Annotated in this window: 17 protein-coding genes; 8 read left to right on the forward strand and 9 right to left on the reverse strand. The window is 40.0% G+C overall.

Going from position 1 to position 20,439, the window contains the following annotated elements; translation table 11 throughout:
* Positions 1-271: 271 nt before the first annotated feature.
* From HII16_RS07745 to HII16_RS07755, 3 genes are all read right to left on the reverse strand, one after another.
* Complete coding sequence (locus tag HII16_RS07745) at positions 272-2,074, reverse strand: ATP-binding protein (RefSeq protein ID WP_169128983.1); 1,803 nt, start codon at positions 2,072-2,074, stop codon at positions 272-274.
* Positions 2,075-3,208: a hypothetical protein gene (locus tag HII16_RS07750; protein ID WP_169128985.1), complete on the reverse strand. Its 1,134-nt coding sequence runs from the start codon at positions 3,206-3,208 to the stop codon at positions 2,075-2,077. It lies immediately after the preceding gene.
* Between the two features lie 150 nt (positions 3,209-3,358).
* Positions 3,359-4,081: an NYN domain-containing protein gene (locus HII16_RS07755; RefSeq protein WP_169128987.1), complete on the reverse strand. Its 723-nt coding sequence runs from the start codon at positions 4,079-4,081 to the stop codon at positions 3,359-3,361.
* A gap of 359 nt (positions 4,082-4,440) precedes the next feature.
* Between HII16_RS07755 and HII16_RS07760 the strand changes: the two genes are divergently transcribed.
* The 8 genes from HII16_RS07760 to HII16_RS07795 all read left to right on the forward strand — a co-directional run bounded on the left by HII16_RS07760 (position 4,441) and on the right by HII16_RS07795 (position 13,695).
* Positions 4,441-5,277: a TnsA endonuclease N-terminal domain-containing protein gene (locus tag HII16_RS07760; protein ID WP_169128989.1), complete on the forward strand. Its 837-nt coding sequence runs from the start codon at positions 4,441-4,443 to the stop codon at positions 5,275-5,277.
* Positions 5,267-7,387 (forward strand): hypothetical protein, encoded by a 2,121-nt coding sequence (locus HII16_RS07765; protein ID WP_169128991.1) that lies wholly within the window; start codon positions 5,267-5,269, stop codon positions 7,385-7,387. Before HII16_RS07760 ends, HII16_RS07765 begins: the two co-directional genes overlap by 11 nt.
* A gap of 10 nt (positions 7,388-7,397) precedes the next feature.
* Entirely contained in the window at positions 7,398-9,059 is a 1,662-nt protein-coding gene (locus HII16_RS07770; RefSeq protein ID WP_169128993.1) for a TniB family NTP-binding protein, read from the forward strand.
* The gene (locus tag HII16_RS07775; RefSeq protein ID WP_169128995.1) at positions 9,028-10,518 is read left to right on the forward strand and encodes a TnsD family Tn7-like transposition protein; all 1,491 of its coding nucleotides are present in this window, start codon (positions 9,028-9,030) and stop codon (positions 10,516-10,518) included. Before HII16_RS07770 ends, HII16_RS07775 begins: the two co-directional genes overlap by 32 nt.
* 21 nt (positions 10,519-10,539) lie before the next feature.
* Positions 10,540-11,139, forward strand: coding sequence for an antitoxin Xre/MbcA/ParS toxin-binding domain-containing protein (locus HII16_RS07780; RefSeq protein WP_169128997.1), 600 nt, complete (start codon positions 10,540-10,542; stop codon positions 11,137-11,139).
* Between the two features lie 452 nt (positions 11,140-11,591).
* The gene (locus tag HII16_RS17125) at positions 11,592-12,413 is read left to right on the forward strand and encodes an AraC family transcriptional regulator (protein ID WP_348981397.1); all 822 of its coding nucleotides are present in this window, start codon (positions 11,592-11,594) and stop codon (positions 12,411-12,413) included.
* A gap of 139 nt (positions 12,414-12,552) precedes the next feature.
* Complete coding sequence (locus HII16_RS07790; RefSeq protein WP_169128999.1) at positions 12,553-13,353, forward strand: SDR family NAD(P)-dependent oxidoreductase; 801 nt, start codon at positions 12,553-12,555, stop codon at positions 13,351-13,353.
* Between the two features lie 123 nt (positions 13,354-13,476).
* Entirely contained in the window at positions 13,477-13,695 is a 219-nt protein-coding gene (locus tag HII16_RS07795) for a hypothetical protein (RefSeq protein WP_169129001.1), read from the forward strand.
* A 503-nt stretch (positions 13,696-14,198) separates the two neighbouring features.
* Here HII16_RS07795 and HII16_RS07800 read toward each other — a convergent pair.
* The 6 genes from HII16_RS07800 to HII16_RS07825 all read right to left on the reverse strand — a co-directional run bounded on the left by HII16_RS07800 (position 14,199) and on the right by HII16_RS07825 (position 20,436).
* A complete protein-coding gene (locus HII16_RS07800; protein ID WP_169129003.1) occupies positions 14,199-15,500 on the reverse strand; it encodes a serine/threonine protein kinase in 1,302 nt (433 codons plus the stop codon).
* A 301-nt stretch (positions 15,501-15,801) separates the two neighbouring features.
* Positions 15,802-16,656, reverse strand: a complete 855-nt coding sequence (gene yghU, locus HII16_RS07805) for a glutathione-dependent disulfide-bond oxidoreductase (RefSeq protein WP_169129005.1) — start codon at positions 16,654-16,656, stop codon at positions 15,802-15,804.
* Positions 16,653-17,174 carry a gluconokinase gene (locus tag HII16_RS07810; RefSeq protein ID WP_169129007.1) on the reverse strand — a complete coding sequence of 174 codons (522 nt, stop codon included), beginning with the start codon at positions 17,172-17,174 and terminating at the stop codon, positions 16,653-16,655. Before HII16_RS07810 ends, yghU begins: the two co-directional genes overlap by 4 nt.
* Positions 17,175-17,187: 13 nt before the next feature.
* Positions 17,188-18,210 (reverse strand): Gfo/Idh/MocA family oxidoreductase, encoded by a 1,023-nt coding sequence (locus HII16_RS07815; RefSeq protein WP_169129009.1) that lies wholly within the window; start codon positions 18,208-18,210, stop codon positions 17,188-17,190.
* A gap of 9 nt (positions 18,211-18,219) precedes the next feature.
* Positions 18,220-19,419: an organoarsenical effux MFS transporter ArsJ gene (gene arsJ / locus HII16_RS07820; protein WP_169129011.1), complete on the reverse strand. Its 1,200-nt coding sequence runs from the start codon at positions 19,417-19,419 to the stop codon at positions 18,220-18,222.
* A gap of 9 nt (positions 19,420-19,428) precedes the next feature.
* Positions 19,429-20,436: an ArsJ-associated glyceraldehyde-3-phosphate dehydrogenase gene (locus HII16_RS07825; protein ID WP_169129013.1), complete on the reverse strand. Its 1,008-nt coding sequence runs from the start codon at positions 20,434-20,436 to the stop codon at positions 19,429-19,431.
* Positions 20,437-20,439: the final 3 nt, after the last annotated feature.

Here is a 20,439-nt window from a genome sequence, read left to right on the forward strand (position 1 = left end):
AAACTAGAAGCGATTACTCTTATGAGTAGTCGCTTTTTTTTAATCAGTAGACATATATTTAGGATATTTCATCTAATTTAGTAAAGTATTTACTTCAAATGAATTGCTTTGATTCTTAATTGATATAAGTGGTTAATCTGGTCGGGAATGAGAATTTTCTCGGTATTCTCATTTAGGGGCAGATTCTCATTTATAAATGAGTAATTTCGAACAATCCTGTTTTGTTAAATTAAGCTCATGTCTAGATAGCTGCATCGGACGTTATTGCTAGTTATGCATCTTGGTCATTAATTCCCCATAGAACTCCCAAATCCACATCGTCACTATCTGGGCGGCTTTCTTTTTCTTCTATGTAATCAACTTGCATTACAATAGGCAAGTCAAATGCAGTACCCGTGATAACACAGCTTCCTTTTGACAAATTTGGTATTAAGCTTTTTGACATCCTATCAAGAGTGCTAATTGTGTTATCGATTAAGAACAAATCTTTATCATTCACTAAACGATGAATAAAAAAGTTGTGTATTTGCGACATTATTGTTGGAGAAATATCTGCTGGGCGTTGGCTTGATAGTGTAAGGTACATACCAAATTTCCGGCCCTCCTTTACAATTTCTTCAAACATTTCGAGTCGATAGTCTTTCCAACTTTCGTGTTCTCGATTTGATTGTTGTGACAAAATATTATGAGCTTCGTCAATGATGAAATGGAGTGTCTTATTAGGCGTGTTTTCAACAGTATCTCTATGACCTTGGTAAAACATTTTGGCTAGCAACAAAGGTACAATTTTTTTATTGGCTTGATTGCAGTTTCTTAAAGACACAACATTTAGTAACTTAAACTCAGCATCCGCGTTTTCTTTGACATCAAAAATTTTATGTAGATCTTTAATTGATGCCTCAACTCTTTTTAACAGTGGTTGTATATGATCAAATTGTATATAACCGTACGTCAGGTCTCTAAGTAACTGGATATTTATCCGTACAACTAATTCATCAAATGTGTCTACCTGAGCGGTATCAACTGCTGCTAGCAATGGCCGCAAATTATCATTAAAACCTTGCTCTGTTTCAAACCATTCCCAGTTAATTCCTTGTTGAGGTTTGTATGCAAACTTGTCACCTTGATCGTACCAAAAAATCCTATCAAGCTTTTCAATCAAAGCCTGATGGTTAAGGTGCTTTGCAATGACCTTGAGATGAATCAAAAACTCCTTATTTTGAGCTGGATTTACAAAACAAATGTAAAATGTACTGATCACATAATCTTTTAAACTATCTGCCCTATCTTTATGCTTTCCACGCTTCGTGATTACTCGGTTTAAGAATGGTGTTTGGGTATTGGAGGTTGCCTGGAAAAGCAAAGCCAATATTTCAGTATTCCAGATTTGTGAGCTGGGAAGTGGGAACTTATTCCCTTGTCTATTTCCTGTAGAAAGTTTATATGTTTTCTTATTATCAGCGTCTTTAATCAACTGATTGCCAGTATATTCTCCGTTGAAGTCTATGAGTAAGAACTTACTTTTGTCCTTTAATTTATCTTCATAGTTTGCAAATAGTTCAGAGTACAATTTAGTTAACGTATTGGATTTTCCACTACCTGTATTGCCAAAAATGCCTATATGACTGTTAAATATCTTATGCCAAGGTAACGATACTGGAAGGTCCTCTTTCAACATTTTACCTATATTAAAATTTCCATCTGTTCCCTGACTAAAAACTTGAATTACTTGGCTTTCATTGAGTAAAAAAGCCTTATCTTTAATCATTGGCATCAGCTTAATGCCATCAGTAAATTGATTTTGCTCAAAATAGCCAATAGGCTTTATTTCTACTTTGCGAATGTACTGTTTTTTGTTGTTATCAATGTCAAAGCGATTTTCATCAAGGTACTCCCCTTCAATTACACAAACAATTAAACAAAACCCTCGTTTAACACCTATGTATTCTCGAATAGAAACACCTTTGTATTTTTTACCGTCATAATATAATGTCTCCAGGCTAGACTCTTCAAAAATTCGTAATGTAACTTGGGTTCCTCTAACAGCTACAACTTCACCTACATTAATACTCATTTATTCAGCATCCCTGAGAATACTTGCATTAAATACTGACTCGTTGAATTTAGAGAAGTCTAAATCATTGTCTTCGAAAGCAATCAACTTAACATTCTGATAACCATTAAAGCGTGATTCCATAACGATTTTTTCCTTTTCGTTATAACAGCAAACAAATACTTGTAGCTTTGGATTGGATAATGAACGCTTTACCAAGTTAAGGATATGCTCATCAGCAAAAGAGAAAGCGAAACTTACTAATACTGAGTTCGGCTCCTCTAATTGGTAGCTTAGTAGTCTTAACATTTGGTAGTAGTGCTCTTCAAATACCGTTTCGTGAAACTTCCACTTAGTAGGATTTACAATTGGTAATTTGTTGTAAGCACTCCAAAAAGATTCTTCAATGTCTTTTGTTAATTCTACATCAATTTCGAGTACATCAGTCGTGGTTTTAGTTTCATCGTTAAGAATAGCGTCAAGTTGGTCTAGCCAAACTTCAGCTTCAGGTGGTATAGCAACATCTGCCTTGCTTGATGAATAATCTACTACGATAGATTCATCTCTTTTTCGCCAATATGCCGAACCATGTAGGTTGATATAATTCACTTGAGGAATATCAGATGAGTGCCTCCCAAAAACACCTGTTTCACATAAATAGGTATTAAAATTTTTTGCTGATAACGATCGCTCTAAAAAACCACTTGAGCCATCATTAATATGGAATGCAAGAGCGCCTTGCTTAATTAGCTTGTCGGCAACAAGGGGAATACAGCCGTCGTAGTTTGTAGTGAATAAGTTACAGCGTCGTAAAAATTCACCTTTTTGCTGTAATAGCCTGACTACTGAATCAATAAACACTTCGTAATTATTAATGACTTCCTGCTGTCGTGCTTCATTAGCATCACTAATTTTGAACTCACACACAGGCTTTATGATTTTTTGATAATAATACATAAACAACAATGTATGATGGTGCTTATGATTAGACAAAGCTAACTTTGTAGCTAAAGTTTCAATCGTTTCTTCTTTGGTTTCATCATCTGAGTCTTTAACGGAAAGCCACAGTGTAGGAAAAAGCCCGCTTGAAGCACCAGCACCAATTAAAAAATTAAGCTTGTGTTGATAAATTTCATTTAATGGGATGCTTTCCATATCGAGTAATTCCCTTATTTTTTAATAACAAATTCAAAGCCATCATAGCAGGTGGTTTAAATACTTAAAATAGACCTTAAACACCTGAAGTTTAAAGATTATCTTATTAAAACCTAAATTTAAAAAATTCATATCACTTGTTTGCAGCTGCTATACAGTCGTAACTAATTTCGCTCGTTTTTTATCTCTAATCCAGGTTGAAGAGCCATGGGTTTGTTTCATTTCAAATAAATCTATAGCTGAAAAAAGGTCGCTGAGCTTTTTGTATCCGTAATTACGAGGGTCGAACGATGCATGATTTGAAATGTGCTGGCCTATTGTTCCAAGTTGAGCCCATCCTTCATCATTCTCAGAGGCTTCTACTGCTTGGCGAAGCATATTCATTAACTTGGTATCACTTTTAATACTTGGTTTACGTATCTGAACAGGCTTTTCTTCTGTGCTCATATCGTCAAGATAAAGAAACTTTGAACAGCTGTTAACGAAGGCCGATGGAGCTTTTCGCTCACCAAAGCCAATAACGAATTTTCCGTCAGCTAATGCACGGGTTACGAGTGGGGTGAAGTCACAATCTGAAGAAACAAGGCAAATTGTATCTACATCTTTAGTGTAGAGAACGTCCATGGCATCAATGACAAGTGCTATATCGGTAGCATTCTTACCTTTGGTCAAATCAAATTGCTGGATGGGTTGAATGGCATATTCGTGGAGAACATCTTCCCAAGGCTTGATGCATGGGCTTTTCCAGTTGCCATAAGCTTTTCGAATATTAACGACACCATAGCGTGCCAGCTCAGAAAGTATGATATCAATTTTGACCGCTGGTGCGTTATCTGCGTCGATAAATAACGCTATTTTTTCCTTATCTTTCAAACGTATCTCCCTCTAAACGTATTGAGCTATTCCATAGTCTCTTTATGCCATATATACAATAAATAGCAATGAATTATATAAGGTTATTTCTAGAAGCTAAATTGGCAATTATTATTGTTATTCATTAGACAAAAATTTTTTTTATAAATAGGGCATTTTTTTGAAAAAAGTTTCACCAAGCTAACTAACTGTTCTACAAAGAATCTTGATTTTATTAATGATAATGTAGTGTTATATTGTTATATAAATCAACGTGTTGGATGCGAATCGCACTTGATCATTCTTTAAGCTGTATTAAACTATACCTCTACCTAAAATGTGATCGCCAGGATGGCGAGTAGTTCTATATGGAGAATGGTATGAGTAAAGTAATAATGGATCTGTCAAAGATTCTTTCGATGTTTGGTTGCAACAATGTTGTACCTGATGAGTGGCAAAAGTTGCTGGAAGATGACGTTGAAAAGCATCAAGCAGCAGTAACTGTTCACAATTTCTCTTCTCGAGGAAGAAGTTGGCGTATTAAGTGCAAAAAACTTGGTCTTGTTCGTTATTTTGAATCTGATCTTGAGTACAAGATATTTCGATTTCTTGAAGAGCATCCTAAAGTGAGAGCTATTAGGGAACAATTTGCACACCCGCTTGAGCATACAACCCTACTAGCTGAAGACGCAGGTATTAATCACCCACCACAAGAGAGCCCGAAAAAGGTATCAATAACGACCGATTTTATTGTCGATATTGATAATGAGTTTTTTCCAAGAGTTGCAATATACGCAAAGTATGCAATTGAATTGGAAAACCCAAGAACAATCGAAAAACTCCTACTTGAAGCTATCTCACTTGCTTCGGCAAATATTCCACTTTGGATTATCACTGAACGTGAAATCGAAAAGAGTATTATCAAAAGCTTTGAATGGATTGGACGTTTTGATGATAGTGAAGTTGATATGGTTGGTTGGAGCGATTTGGCAAGGTACTACAATGCCTATTTGCTTAAATTTCCTGATACTAAATTGACAACTGCTCTTTTCGAACTTGATAAAGCAGAAGGCGAAGAAGCGGGTACATCGATTGGCAAAGTTAAGGAGTTGATTAGCTTGGGTTTTTTTAATTTTGATTTTAGGAAAGATTGTAACTTCTTAAAGTGCCGAGACATGGTAATTTCCACTCCATGGGAGAATAGTCATGTTTTATGAAGAGTGCAGAGCATATCGAATTGACGGTGTCATCTATCGGTTACTGCAAATGACAGATGAAACCTTTGTATTGGTTGATGTACTTTCAGAAAAGGATGTTCCCAGACACTTCGACCGCAAGGAAATTGAGCTTGCTCTCGCTAAAGAATGTAATGACAGGTTGGAGTTTGACGAAGACCCATGGTGGGATCATCAACATAGAGAGTATTCAGAAAATCACGAGCATGTGAAAAAAAGGGATGAAATCCTAGCTCGTATAGCCCCGATAATTAATCACCCTGATTGCTTTGATTCAGCAGTCAGAGGAAAGCTGATAGCCCTTTTAGAAGCAGAAGGTATGGGCTCGCGCAGTACAATATATCGTAATTGTCGTCGTTATTGGCAAAGAGGGATGTCCCCTAATGCATTGCTGCCAGATTTACCCAACTGCGGTGGAAAAGGAAAATCAAAAACACGTGGAGAAAAGCCTCTAGGTGCTCCTTCTTCGATAGACCCAAGAAAAACTGAACAACTATCCGAAGGTATCAAAAAGATGATGAGGGCATCACTCAATGCAACTCGATTCTCTGGAAAGTATAGATCGCTTGCGAAAGGCAAGAAGAAGAACATGTCATTTCTCAAGTTTGCCTATCATGACTTTACGTTGAGGTATTGTGATGGAGATCCGTCAAAGGTTGACAAAGGATTACCGAAAGAAAGCTTGTTAAAGAGCTTTTATTACAATAACTACGATCATGAAACTCAGGAACGTACAAATGTTGGTGATAAGAACTTCAATGCGAATAACCGTCTTTTAACATCGACAATTCGAGAAAATGGCGGATATCCAGGCAAAACCTATGTCATCGACAGCACGCCAATTGATATAGGAACTGCAAATGAAGAGCGACTTCCTGGTGCTCGCCCAACGCTCTATGCTTGTGTGGATGAATTCACTTCGGCTTGTGTAGGTTTTTGGCTTGTATTAACACCGCCTTCATATATCAATGTGGTGCACTGTTTGAAGATGGCAATGGAGGGCAGCTCAAAGCTTTGCAAGAAGCTTGGCTTTTTTGTCGATATGAGGGATTTCCCATTCTCAGGTAAACCCGAAGAAATTTTCGCTGATTTAGGCGCTGACTTTAAGACCAAGAATATGAATGCATTGGTTACCGTTCATAATGTTGCTATTAAACACAGTGGTGCAGGACAACCAGATAAACGTCCATCTGTCGAAAAGTTTTTCGATAGACTGCATGGTGAAATACTTCATAAAGTTCCTGGTGTGGTGTCCGAATATTCATCGAAAAAAAGTGGTGGGCAGGATAGCCGAGAAAACTATAGCTTGCTGTTAAAAGAGTTATATGAAGTGGTTATAGATGCAGTAGTGACGTTGAATAATACGCCGCTTTCTGATTTTGATGATGATGGTGACTACCCAGGTGGAATGTCAACCACACCGATTGATATTTGGCACTGGGGAATCCCTCATCGTGGAAAAAAATTACCGGCAATTGACGGTGACCAATTCTTTTTTACAATGCTCAAGCGTGAAGAAGCAACGCGTCATAGAAATGTGTTAAAGATTGATGGAATTCGGTTCTTATGTAAAAAGTTTTCAGGTATTCGCCGAAAGATTAGAGGTGGCCATGAAAACTATCAAGTTGTACGTGACCCTATGGACGCGTCACAAATCTGGCTTGTGCCTGAAGAAGGTAAGTCCAAGTACATTGAATGTGAAATACACCCCAAGGATAGAGGTCATAAATGCCGAACATGGACTGATGTATTGGCTTATGACAAGGCCCGAAAAATCAAGAATGCTGAAAAGAAAAGGGAGAACCTTAAAAAGCTGGTTGTTAGCAACCCCAAACAAGTGGCTATGTTGAAAAACGCTGAACTTGAAAACAAGAAGGCAGTGAAAGGACTGACAAAGCAGCAAAAACTTGCAGGACTCTCAGATAAAGAAGGTCATAGACAGAGAAGTCAGTCTATTTATAATTTATCCACACCAAGTTCATCCTCAGAGCATGTTCTTTCAATGGATGAGCTAAAGTTTATTCCCGCAGAGTTAAGTGATGCAACGGATGCAAAACAAAAATCTGCAAGAACCCAACGATTCATGAAGTAAGGAGTATCAAATGAATCATCAACAATTATCGATGGATTTCGAAGGAAATAAGCGGAAAGTATGTATACCGCCCAAAGCTATTCAAGCGCGATTAATACCGTCTCGAAGAACCACAAATCAATTTGTTTGTGCTCTAAGGCCAACGATTAAAGTAGACGACTTTATTGGTTCGTTTGTTTCTCGATGTGAACCTGGTGATCAGGATTTATTAACGGAAGAAGAACGGATTGATTATGCACTTGAGTTACCTTTCGAAGCATATGAAGTGGTAGAGGAAATGGATGAGTTGTACAGACTTATCAATCAATGCATGAGGCAAAGCACACTATCGAGAGGCTCTTTCAGTCAAATGACAGCACAAAGACAGGCTTTATATGATGGCGCTTTAAATGACGGCACTATTTGGTCAGAAGAGTGCTTGGGCAAATCTCAGACATTATCAATGATGTTAGTTGGGAATAATCAATCCGGTAGAACGGGTGCTCTAAAACGCTGTTTATCAATAAATGGTCAAGTGTTGTGGCATAAGCGAGACAATATGACACAAATTAATTACTTACATATTGATTGCACAGGATTGAACTCCGTCAAAGACCTATGCCTTCGACTGATGACTCAATTTCAAAATGCTCTAGGTGGTGAAAAATATAATCAGGGAGTCTACTTCGGTAGGGCTTTAGAAGAACAGAAGTCGGTCATTCTCACTCTGATGTCAACATATCATGTTGGTATCGTTGTATTCGACTCATTTGAAAGTGCATTAGAGGGTAAACCCAAAGAACAAAAAGAACTGATGAATTTTGTCACGAGCATCACGACACATGTATCGACGCTCTTTGTTTTAACCCCTGAATCAGCCCAAACACTGGCTGATAGTGAAATTCATTTTAGAAGAATGATCGGCATGGGAATGCTTCAATGGGACCCATTAAAAACGTCGATGGGCTATAACGTGGAAACAAATGAGCGTTGGAATTACTTGTCTCAGAGCATATGGAAACAAGGAAATTTGAAAGGTTCTTCTCCGGAGGTGTCAGAAGAAATCAAATCAACATGGTTTACTTTGAGTAAAGGAAAGTTAGGACTAGTGTTATCGCTATTTTCGGCTTGTTTGGTTGAGGCTATTACTAGTGGCTCCGAATGCATTGATACGAATCTCATGATGAGAGTGTATGCGAAAAAATTTGCATTGTTGGATTGTGAAATCGATTCAATTATTGAAGAGGAACAAGTGGCTTCGGATGTAAAGATCAATAAAAAGAGTTCTCCTTCAAGCGTGAATTCTTCTGTTTCGGATAATGTATCAGTTGAAGCAAATCAGCAGCTTACTAAGCAAGGGTTTCAGCTTTACATTACATTGCTTGATAACGGTATTGATGAAGAGATTGCATATCAAAGTTGTAAGAATGTTTACTTAGATAAGCCAGGTGCAAGTGATATCGATGCATTATCAGCAGCTATCAAGGAGGCAAAAAAGTTGGCTAAACAAAGAGTGTGCTCACATCGTATCCCTCGCAAGGACTGGGCGTCTTTGCCTCAAAATGATTTGAGGCAAATGTTTGTGAATAAAGGAGATGAGAGCTTTTACGATGTGCTCAATAATGCAGGGATGATACTACCAACGTCTGAGTTGATGAATCATGATCAATTTCCCGTCCCCACTACCGGATGAATTGCTATATAGCGTATTGGCTCGAGCGCGAGTAAAATACCTAATACGAAGCCCTAAAGCCCTTATCCAAAGGGCTTTATTTTCAAGAGGTGTCATCGCCTCTCTCAACTTTCCTTCACACATATCAGCGCTGACAAAGCACTATTTAGATCATGATAAACAATCCCTAATTTATGGGCATACGCTGTTTCCTCTGTATGCGCCTTTTATTCGTGAAGACACAAAGCACAAGTGCCTAAATCAATTATATGAAAAATCAGACGGTACTCCCCACTTAGCTAGTGGTTATGCAGCTTCAAGGCTACCTAAGCAACGTTCAATTCGATATTGCCAAATATGTATTGAGGAGCAAAGAGAAAGGCTAGGTGAAGCTTATTGGCAGCGGATACATCAAATCGTTGGCATAACAACATGCGTTAAACACAACTGTACACTTGAAGAAGTGAGTAATTTTGATATTAAACGTCATCGTCACGAGTATCTGCCTGCATCATCAGTAAGCCCTGTATCGAAGCCTACAATTATTTATGATGAAATCAGTCATCGTGTAACACCTTTTGTCGAAGCGCTTCTAAATACGGGCGAAAGGATCTCACCTTCGCATCAGCAATGGACTCAGTATTATCGAGAACTCATTCAAAAATCTCATTGCTGCAAAGGGCAATATTGTTCATTCGAGCTTGTTATAGAAAAAGTCTTATATTATTGGCCAGTAGCATGGCTTAATCGATATAACCTATGGCCACTTGATACCTCAAGCAGCTGGTTGCATGGCATAACACGCAAACATAGAAAATCATTTTCATATCTTGAACACATAATAATATTGCACGCCCTTCATGAGGGACAGTGGAATATAGAAAGCGAATTAGCTGATATTGGCTCACAAAAAGTAATCCAACATCACGTAATTAAAAAGCCTCTAGCTATTCCTTTAGTTCATTATCGACAGTTGAAAATGAAGTGGCTTAAACTTGTCAAAGCGGTAGGCACGAAGCGAGCCCGCAATAGTTGTGCTGGCGGTTTGTATATGCAGTTATACCGTAATCAACATGATTGGTTAATGAAGATAAATAAGAGGTATCAGCGCCCTATCAATAACATGACAAATAGAGTTAATTGGCGCCAGCGTGACATAGATTCAACGAAATATCTCATAAAGGTTAGAAACAAAGCTGAATGTGACCTCTCTTTACCCCGACTGTCGAAACTATGGTTTCTGCAACAACTACCTAACAAAGCAAGTATAGAAAAAAATCTCAACAAATTGCCTCTTACCCTTCACTTTCTAAATGCCTATCAAGAGACAGTGACTGAATATCAAGTTCGTCGTATTGCTCGCACGTTGCTTCAAGAGGGGCCTCTTCCTTCTTGGGTGCTGCTGAGGCGTGCTGGATTAAGTGAGGAGCGAATGACTTCTGTAACGAGAAAGCTATGCGAATCGCATGGTTTTATATAGTAACTTTTTAAGGAATCAGCAATGTGCAGTGATGAAAATGCTTTATCTGAAAACAGTCTTGAAGAGGTATCAAAAGTAGCAATATCGACGTATATGAATATTATGCAACAGTGGGACGTTTCAGACGAAGACCAGCTTTCATTGCTTGGTCTCAACGCTGTCGCAAATGTCGAAAAGCTTAAGGAAGAGCTTGTTTCTTCAATGACGTCTGAAATGCTAGACCGTATTTCATTCGTCTTAAAAATATATAAGTATTTACAGGTGCTATTCCCCGAACGTGAGCAATCAAACTCTTGGATTAATAAAGGTAATGATGCTTTTGATGGAAAAACAGCATTAATGGTCATTCTATCTGACAATGAAAATGGTTTGCTAACTGTAGCCAAATACCTTTATAGTCAGTTTCAAATGCCCAATGTCCCCCTAGATAAACAAGCACAAAAAGAATACATCTTGTTTTTGATTTTGGAGTGGGTCGATTCAACAGAAGATGCGCTAAGTTGGTACGAAAATGAAGTGTTACCGGCTCTTGGTATGACTGCTCAACAAGCAGTTGAGTACGGTGAGTATCACTTGGTATTGAAATATATAAAGCTGGTTGATTTAGGTGGTTATGCTTGATAACGATATCGTTCGGATGATCATATAAAAACATGATGATTGTAACGTCACTTCCCTAGCCTCTTACCAGCATTAGATGGATTATATGATTACCAAGGGTCCTGACTGGCGGGAAAGTGCCATTTTCTGACTTTCGCAAACATTCATCTAAATTGTTGCTTTTAGCAGAAACTAGACATTAAATTAGGATAAGCAGTTGCGCGGAAATTGGTCATTAGCTAACCTAATATAAAATTTTGATGGTAGCATCAGTTAATATAAATGTTGATCTTTCAACCCATCCGTTATTTGTTTAAAAGGATTTAGTATGCGTCATCTCAACACAGTGTGTTTCACGTTTTTGTTTCTTTTTACCACTGCCTTGAGACTAAAAGGAGTTTGTTAGTTGTGTGGCTCAAACTCTTTAGTTTGTATTACCCATTAGCCTAATGTAATTGAATAGTGTGTTTAAAGTGAAAACGATAAAATATAATGGGCGTGTTGTTTTTCAAAAACAAGATATACCCAGTTTCAAACGTATGCCGCGTGTATTTGTAGACAGTGAAGCTTGTTTTGCCTTTGTTACTCATGGCGATTTTAACGTCAGGGAGCAGACAGAATCTGTTTCATTGAACAAAAACAGCGGAGTGCTAGCAAAATGTACCAACTACTTTTATGAGAACGCTAGTTACCATAATGATGAAGGTGCTGGCGAAGCAATTGGTATCCTTCTTTACCCTGAAATATTTCAGACACTGTTTAATTTTGATATTAGCCAGTCAAACTATACGGTAAATTATAATGTCATGCAGGTTGAAGTAGATAGGTTACTTGAACACTATCGCGACAGCATAAGTATATTACTTGATTCTCCAGAGTTGGCTGACGATTTACTCATAGAGAGTAAACTACGTGAATTTGTTATTCTTATGGCGAAAAGAACCAACGCCCCATCTGAACTCGATTTTCTCGCTTCCATGTTTAAACCTAACTTTGCCAAATTTGAAGATATCATCCAAAGCAATCTGTACACGGATCTGAGTGTTAATGAATTGGCGGCGTTGTGTCATATGAGTGTTTCTACCTTCAAGCGTAAATTTAAAGAGGTGTATTCAGAACCACCAATGAAATACATTACCAAATTAAAAATCAACAAAGCTAAGGTACTGCTGAAAGATAATAACTTACGTATATCCGACATTGTTTTTGAAACAGGCTTTGAGTCTATTTCCACTTTTAACCGTACCTTCAAAGGACAAACTGGCCTATCTCCTTCTGCATTTCGTTTAGCCTGATAACAAATACTTACTCCTTTTGCTCAGGTTGGTTCAATTGAGCTAATCTGAGCAATACTTGAACTTTTCTGAAGAGTTTTCCTTCCTCAAACTCCATATAATTACCTCATAAGATAAACACAAAGAAAGGTAACGAATTATGGGCATTAGCTTTAAAGAAAAATATGGCGACTGGGCACTTATCACAGGTGCAACGTCTGGTATCGGTGCTGAAATGGCAAGTCAAATTGCAGCAAAAGGATTGAATATTGTTTTGGTCGCTCGTCGAGAAAAAGAACTTGAAGAGCATGCAGCATTGCTTGCGGATCGCTACGGAATCAAAACAATGACTGTTTCAGCAGATTTAGGTACGACTGAAGGAGTTGAAAAAGTTAAGCAGGTGAAGCAAGAAATAGGTTTGTTGGTTCTAGCAGCGGGTGTTGAAATAAATGGCTCGTTTGCTAAGACATCGTTAGCTAAAGAATTACAGATGGTTCAGCTAAATGTAACCTCTGTATTACAGCTAACTCATCACTTTACACCAGAGATGGTGAAAAGAAAGCGTGGTGGTATCTTAATGGTATCAAGTCTTTCTGGTCATATGGTTTCCCCATATTTTTCAAATTATGCAGGCACTAAAGCCTATGTTCTTCAGCTAGGTACATCTCTCCATGGAGAACTCAAGCGTAAAGGTATTGATGTAACCGTCCTTTCACCGGGGCTAACAAGCACACCGATGACAGCGGATAATGGAGTTGATTGGGCCAAACTGCCAATGGCTGCAAAAGATCCTGCGGAGGTAGCTGAAATTGCTATCAAAGGTTTAGGAAAAAAAGCAGTTGTTGTTCCCGGTAAACGAAATCGAATGACCGCTATTCTTTCAGGGATAATTTCGTATCAAAGACAGGCCATCATGGGTGAATCAATGATCGGTAAAGCAATGCCAGCGAGTAAAAAGTAGATTCTATATCTTAAAATTCAGATCAAACATAGTGGAAATCTCATGTTTAAAGTAAACGTACTGTACCCAAATAAAGACAATGTCACTTTTGATTTTGATTAATACAGCAACAAACATGTTCCTATGATAGAAGGAATTATTGGAGAAGCAGTAAAAAGGGTGACTGTCGATGCAGGTATTGCCAGTATTGGTCTAGAGGTAATAGAAGCAATGAAGTTGCTTGATGACAATAAAACCCGCAACAATGTTCTTGTTCAAGAGCAACAAAGGAAACAAGCGGGAATATCCGGTATGCCAACGATTGTATTCAATCTTGAGAGTGCTATCTCTGGATACATATAAGCAATTATTAGCTGAATTAGCTGGGATGTAATTCATACATCCCTTTTAATCAAACTTTCTGTATTTTATCATTCAGAAAAGACAACAAGCTTGAAACCGACTGTCCGCAATTCGCTCACAGCAGACTAAAGCTGTTGAGATAATAATCTGCAAATGCAGTTTCATACTTTATCGAGTACGATTTTGAGAGTGGTGGAGTTAGAGTTAGTTTAGTTCTTAACTTTGATCAAACAGAAGGTGTTTTATAGCCCGTTTTTAAAGGGCTCGCTGGAACAGTCAGTTTCATGCATTATTCAACTTATACAAAACGTGTAACTGATAAATAGAAATGAAACCTATAAAGCGACTTACTCTTTTGAGTGGTCGCTTTTTTATTAGTATGTTTATTAGATTCAGTCTTAGGATATTTCATCTAATTAGGTTAATCGATATATCCAATCCACTTTGATATTTACCTAGCCAAGAGATGTTTTACCTAGCCAAAAAGCACCAATAAAAACTGACTATTGAGGAAAAACTAACACGCCCTCACGCACCCTTTGCGGGTGATCTCCAACATCTATACGAGCAACTTCGGCTGCATCTTGATAATTTATCACCGAGACTTGATCTGTTTCGCTCCAAGAGACAAAACAGTGTGAGCCTGTCTTATCTGTTACTACCCAGTAAGGCTTTTTGCCTAATCCGTCCAAGATTTGATACTGCTCAGACTGAATATCTACAATGGCAACATAGTCGTCCATGGTTCCTGCGACACAAAGCGTTTTATCATCGGCGCTTATCGCAATACCGTGATGCGCAGAATCGTTGACGTATTTAGTTTTCGGGGCTGTTGTTACCTTTGGTAAGTCTATTTTGCGCGTTATTTTGCCAGTGGGTAAATGGTATTCCACAAAGCCATGTAAGAAAGACAGTTGAAAGTAAAAATATTCTTCATCGCTGGTGTGCGCCATTGGGCGAACAGCAGGACTGATGTGTTCTAGGCCTACCGCATCTAATTTGTCTCTCATGTCGAACTTTTCAACGATAGTGTAGTTGGTTGTTTCTACCACTTGTACAACGCGTTTACCTTTGAGCAGGCCGCCACCATCGATATCTAAAGGAGAGAAAACATTACCTATACTGGCGTGGAAAAGGTGCTTGCCATCTTTGGAGTATATGTTTTCATGCGGAGAGTCTCCGCTGGGAAACTGTGCATGTTCTAAACCAGTTTCAACATCAATAATATGCACCAAATCCCCCGTTGAAGCTGACACTGCAACGTATTTGCCATCGGGAGAAATTGCCATGTGATCGGAACGAAAGCCTGCAACAGGGAATCGCCAAACAACCTCGCCAGTTAAGGAATCTATGGCGACTACATCGGCGAAACTCGGGCGAGACACGATGATCTTGCGGCCATCATTTGAGCTATACATATCATCAACAAATTGGTCATTCCCTTCGCCAACAAGCTCTCGAATACCGATATATAACATGCGCTCAATAAACTGAGAGCGTACTTCTTTTAAGCGCTCCAGTTTATCGGGAATACCATCAATTACGCCAATTTTGCGATAGCCATCCAACGCAATGACCGTAATACTGCCTTGCCAGTTGTTACCGACAAATATTACGTTGACCAAATCATTGTCATTAACGGTTAAATCCGAAGCCGTTGTCTGCCATTTCGACAATGGCCTAGTTTCTGATTCCGCTTGTTCTATCAGTGTGTCTAAAGCTGAAATAGATACATATTGAATAATGCCAATCAGTGCGACGCACAATGTCAGCACGCCAATAAATATGTTACGGATGAATTTCAAAATTGTGAACCTATAGTTATTAAAACTGCTGCCTGATGAGACAGTAACTAATCGAAGTATTAAAGCGAATATTTAACATTTTATCTACAAGATTAATGCAATTAGACACATCTCTGCCCCAATTTACCATAACTTGTTATTATTCTCATTCGAGCTGGCTAAAGAATGACCAATTTCTCGTGCGACGTCTATACCCCAATGGTTGCAAACCATAATTTAACTTGAAAAAACACCAAGACAAAACGAAAAGGGACCACAATTAACGTCGGTCCCTTTTTATTGTCGTAATTACATGCTTTGACTACGGCGCTTTTGGCACTTTAGCAAAATCACTGGCGTCATGGCGTTCTGGCAACTGCTCATGAGGCTCTCCCCAGTCACGGTTAACAATTTTACCGCGCTTAACCGTTTCGCGTTCAGCGAGTTCTTCTGCCCAGCGTACCAGGTGTGTATAACTTTTCACATCAAGGTATTCAGCCGCATCGTACAATAGACCTAAGACTAAACCACCGTACCAAGGGAATATCGCCATATCAGCAATAGTATATTGATCACCACACATGTAATGATTATTGGCCAGATGAATATCAAGCACATCAAGCTGTCGTTTGGTTTCCATGGCAAAACGCTCGATTGGGTATTCAAACTTTTCTGGTGCATAGGCATAAAAATGGCCAAAGCCACCACCTAAATATGGGCCACTGCCCATTTGCCAAAATAACCAGTTCATACATTGCGCCCGTTTGGCTGAGTCTTTCGGTATAAATTCACCGAATTTATCTGCCAGATACAGCAAGATAGACCCAGATTCGAATACATTTATCTCTTGCTCACCACTGCGATCGACCAGCGCCGGTATTTTCGAATTTGGGTTCACCGCGACAAAGCCAGAAGAGAACTGGTCACTATCAAGAATTTTAATGATGTGCGCATCATACTCGGCTTCTTTAATGCCTTTGGCCAATAGCTCTTCAAGCAAGATGGTAACCTTCACCCCATTTGGCGTTGCTAATGAATACAATTGCAACGGGTGTTTGCCAACTGGCAATTGCTTTTCATGCGTCGCGCCTGCGATAGGGCGATTAATACTGGCAAATTGGCCACCATTGCCTTGTTTCCAGGTCCACACTTTTTCTGGTTGATAACCTTCGCTCATGACGATTCCTTATGCTTGTTAGTTAGCTGCTGCAGGCAATTGTCGACCACCTGCTCAATGCTGCAATCAATATCGACAATAAAGACATCGCCTTCATCTTCGGGTCTTTGCAATATCGCAAATTGACTGGCCAGCATAGTATCTTTCATAAAATGATTCTGACGTTGCCGCATTCGTTTTTCGATCAATGACTGATCGCCATCAAGATAGATAAACTGCAATCCCTGGGCACTTTCACGCAACATATTGCGATAAGATTTTTTTAGCGCAGAGCAAACCACAACACCAGTTTGCTTATGGCGCAGCCAAGTGCGCAGCAAAGCATTAATACTTTCAAGCCAAGGTTTGCGATCACTGTCGCTCAGTGCTTGGCCAGACGCCATTTTGTCGATGTTGCTTTGCGGATGCAGATCATCACCATCAACAAACTTAGAACCGAGTTTTACGGCAATACTTTCACCAATAGTAGATTTACCACTACCCGATACGCCCATAACCACAATAACTTTCGCCGCCAAACCGCTCTCCTATCTACGACACATAAATCGTATTGCCACTATCACTGGCTTTTATCGCCGCTTCAATGACTTTAATCACTTGCCAAGCTGAGTCTGCGCTAACTGGCGGGGCGTGCTGTTGTTGCAGTGCCAACAATAGCTGCTGATAAAACGCCAAATAGTTGCCTTGCTGCAAGGCCATCTCCTCATCACCGGCAACCGTTGATAAAGTCGCCAATCGTTCTGTGTCATTGCCTAATGCCGTGACTGCCACACCCTGTGCTAACTGCTCTTCTTGATTATCAAGACCATAGATATTTAGGCTGCCTTTATCGCCTTGCAAGTTAAAACGATGATTTTTTCCCGCATTAAATGGGCTAGAGCCAAGCTGTACTTCAAGCTCTGGGTAATGCAAGGTAATTTGAAAATAGTCAGTGGTTTGTGAATGCTCGCGTAACGTTAAACAACGACCCGATACCGCCTGTGGCCAACCGAACAATTGCAACGACTGGTCAATTAAATGCGAACCCAGATCATACAAGGCGCCATTACCAGGGCCTGGGTGTTCTTTCCATTTATCACGCACGTCAGGCCTAAACCGATCAAAGCACGATGCGACACGACGCAGGTTACCCAAGCGATTTTGTTCGATGACTTTTTTAACAGTTAGGAAATCACCATCTAAACGACGGTTGTGATACACGGTCAATTGCCGTTGTTGACTTGCCGCCAGAGCAATAAGCTCTTCAGCCTGTTCACTGCTCACCGTAAACGGCTTTTCAACGACAACATGGCATGCCGCATTAAGCGCGGTTTTTGCCAGCTTATAATGACTGTCATTGGGGCTAGTGATAATCACTAAATCGATATTAGCGCCGGCCAATAACTCAGTTAATGTCGGGTAAGCCTGACACTCAGGGTACTGCTCTAAAATGGCCTGCTGCTGTGATGAGACAATCGCCTGCAGTGAATAACCATCAACTGCGTTCACAAACGGTAAATGAAACACTTTCGCCGATAAACCAAAGCCGACAATAGCCACATTAATATTACTCATTGATGCCCCCTATTTAGGTAGCTTAACGGACAATATTGCCGCAATAGCAATAAACGCGGCAGAAAAATACAAACACGCCTGTAAGCCGTATTCCTGAAACACCCAACCTGACAATATGGTGCCTAATAATCTGCCCATGGCATTGGCCATATAATAAAAGCCGACATCCATAGACACACCATCACTGTCGGCGTAGCTGACAATCAGGTAGCTGTGCAATGACGAGTTGATGGCAAATAAGGCACCAAAAATAAGTAGACCAACAATCAGTACGGTTTCGCCAAACTGTTGACTTGGCAATAACACCGCAATCAGTAATGGCACCACAGCTAATATGGCTGCCCAGCCAACCGCGGCACTGCCTGACGGAGTTTTACCTTGCTTTTTGCCAGTAAATCGCGGCGCTTGCGATTGCACAAATCCATAGGCAATCACCCAAGTCGCCATAAAGGTACCTATCCAGTAACGATCCCACGCGAACACCGTCGCCAAATAAACCGGCAACGCCACCACAAACCAAACATCACGGGCACCAAATAAAAACAATCGCGCTGCGGACAACCAATTAATGGCCTCACTTTTAGAAAGTATTTCGCGGAATTTTGGTTTGGATTTGGCCTTACCTAAATCCTCAGATAATGCGTATAAGCTAAACAGCCATACCACCAATAGCATTACCGTCATAGCTAAAATAGCACCGCGAAATTCCAGCAAGGTCAGCAATAAACCGCCGAGAAAAAAGCCTACGCCTTTGAGGGCATTCTTAGAACCGGTAAGAATCGCCACCCATTTATACAGTGCGCCTTCTGCGCCTTTTGGTACCAATAATTTGATTGAGCTTTTTGCGCTCATCTTGTTCAAATCTTTGGCAATACCAGACAATGCTTGCGCCGCCATGACGTAAGCGACGGTTAACCATTGATTCGGTACAGTGAGCATAAGCAAGGCAATAATTTGCATCGCCAAGCCTATGTTCATGGTTTTATTTAGACCAAGTCTGGCGCCTAACCAACCACCAATTAGATTGGTGATAACACCAAAAATTTCATAGAACAAAAACAGCATAGCAATTGCCAGCGGGCTGTACCCCAATTGATGGAAGTACAGCACGACCAGCATTCTTAGCGCGCCATCGGTTAAGGTAAACGCCCAATAATTACCGGTAATGACCAGATACTGTTTTACCTGTTTCGACAGGTTTGCCAACATAGTCTTGCCTTATTTGTCGCTTAAACCCACTTTGCGCGCTAATTCTGCGGTGCGATTAGCGTAACCCCACTCATTGTCATACCAAGCGTATAATTTTAGTTGCGTGCCATTAATCACCATGGTCGATAACGCATCGATAACTGATGAACGTGGATCGGTTTTATAGTCTATTGACACCAATGGGCGTTCTTCAAAACCAAGAATATCTTTGAGTTCATTATCAGCTGCCGCTTTTAACGCGTCATTTACTTGTTGCTCTGTGACCGCTTGCTTCAATTCAAACACACAATCGGTAATGGATGCGTTCGCCAAAGGCACACGAACCGCATGACCATTTAGGCGACCTCTTAACTCAGGGAAAATATGAGTGATGGCTGTTGCCGAGCCTGTGGTGGTTGGAATCAAGCTCATGCCACAAGCACGGGCTCGACGTAGATCTTTATGCGGTGCATCTAATATCGTTTGCGTATTAGTGATGTCATGTATGGTCGTCATTGAGCCATGCTCGATGCCAAAATTTTCATGAATGACTTTCACCACCGGCGCCAAACAGTTGGTCGTACAACTTGCAGCAGTAACAATGGGGTGTTGTTCTGGTTGATAGAGGTGTTCATTTACGCCCATAACCACATTGAGCACGCCTTCTTCTTTCACCGGTGCGGTAACTACGACACGCTTTACGCCCTGATCAAGATATGCTTGCAACAAGGCTTTGGTCTTCATTTTGCCACTGGCTTCAATAACCACGTCACAGCCTGACCAATCCGTCTCGGCGATTGTTTTATTTTGGCTGCATGGAATAACGTTACCATCAATCAACATATTGTTGCCGTCGCTCGTTGCTTGGTGATGCCAAATGCCATGCACAGAATCAAACGTTAACAAGTGCGCCAATGCTTCTGCATTACCTGCAGGATCATTAATCTGTACTATCTCTATATCTTGCCAATCAAATCCAGCACGCATTGATAAGCGCCCCATACGGCCAAAGCCATTGATACCAATTTTAATGGTCATGTT

The organism is Thalassotalea sp. Y01, assembly GCF_012932945.1.
Classification (GTDB): domain Bacteria; phylum Pseudomonadota; class Gammaproteobacteria; order Enterobacterales; family Alteromonadaceae; genus Thalassotalea_A.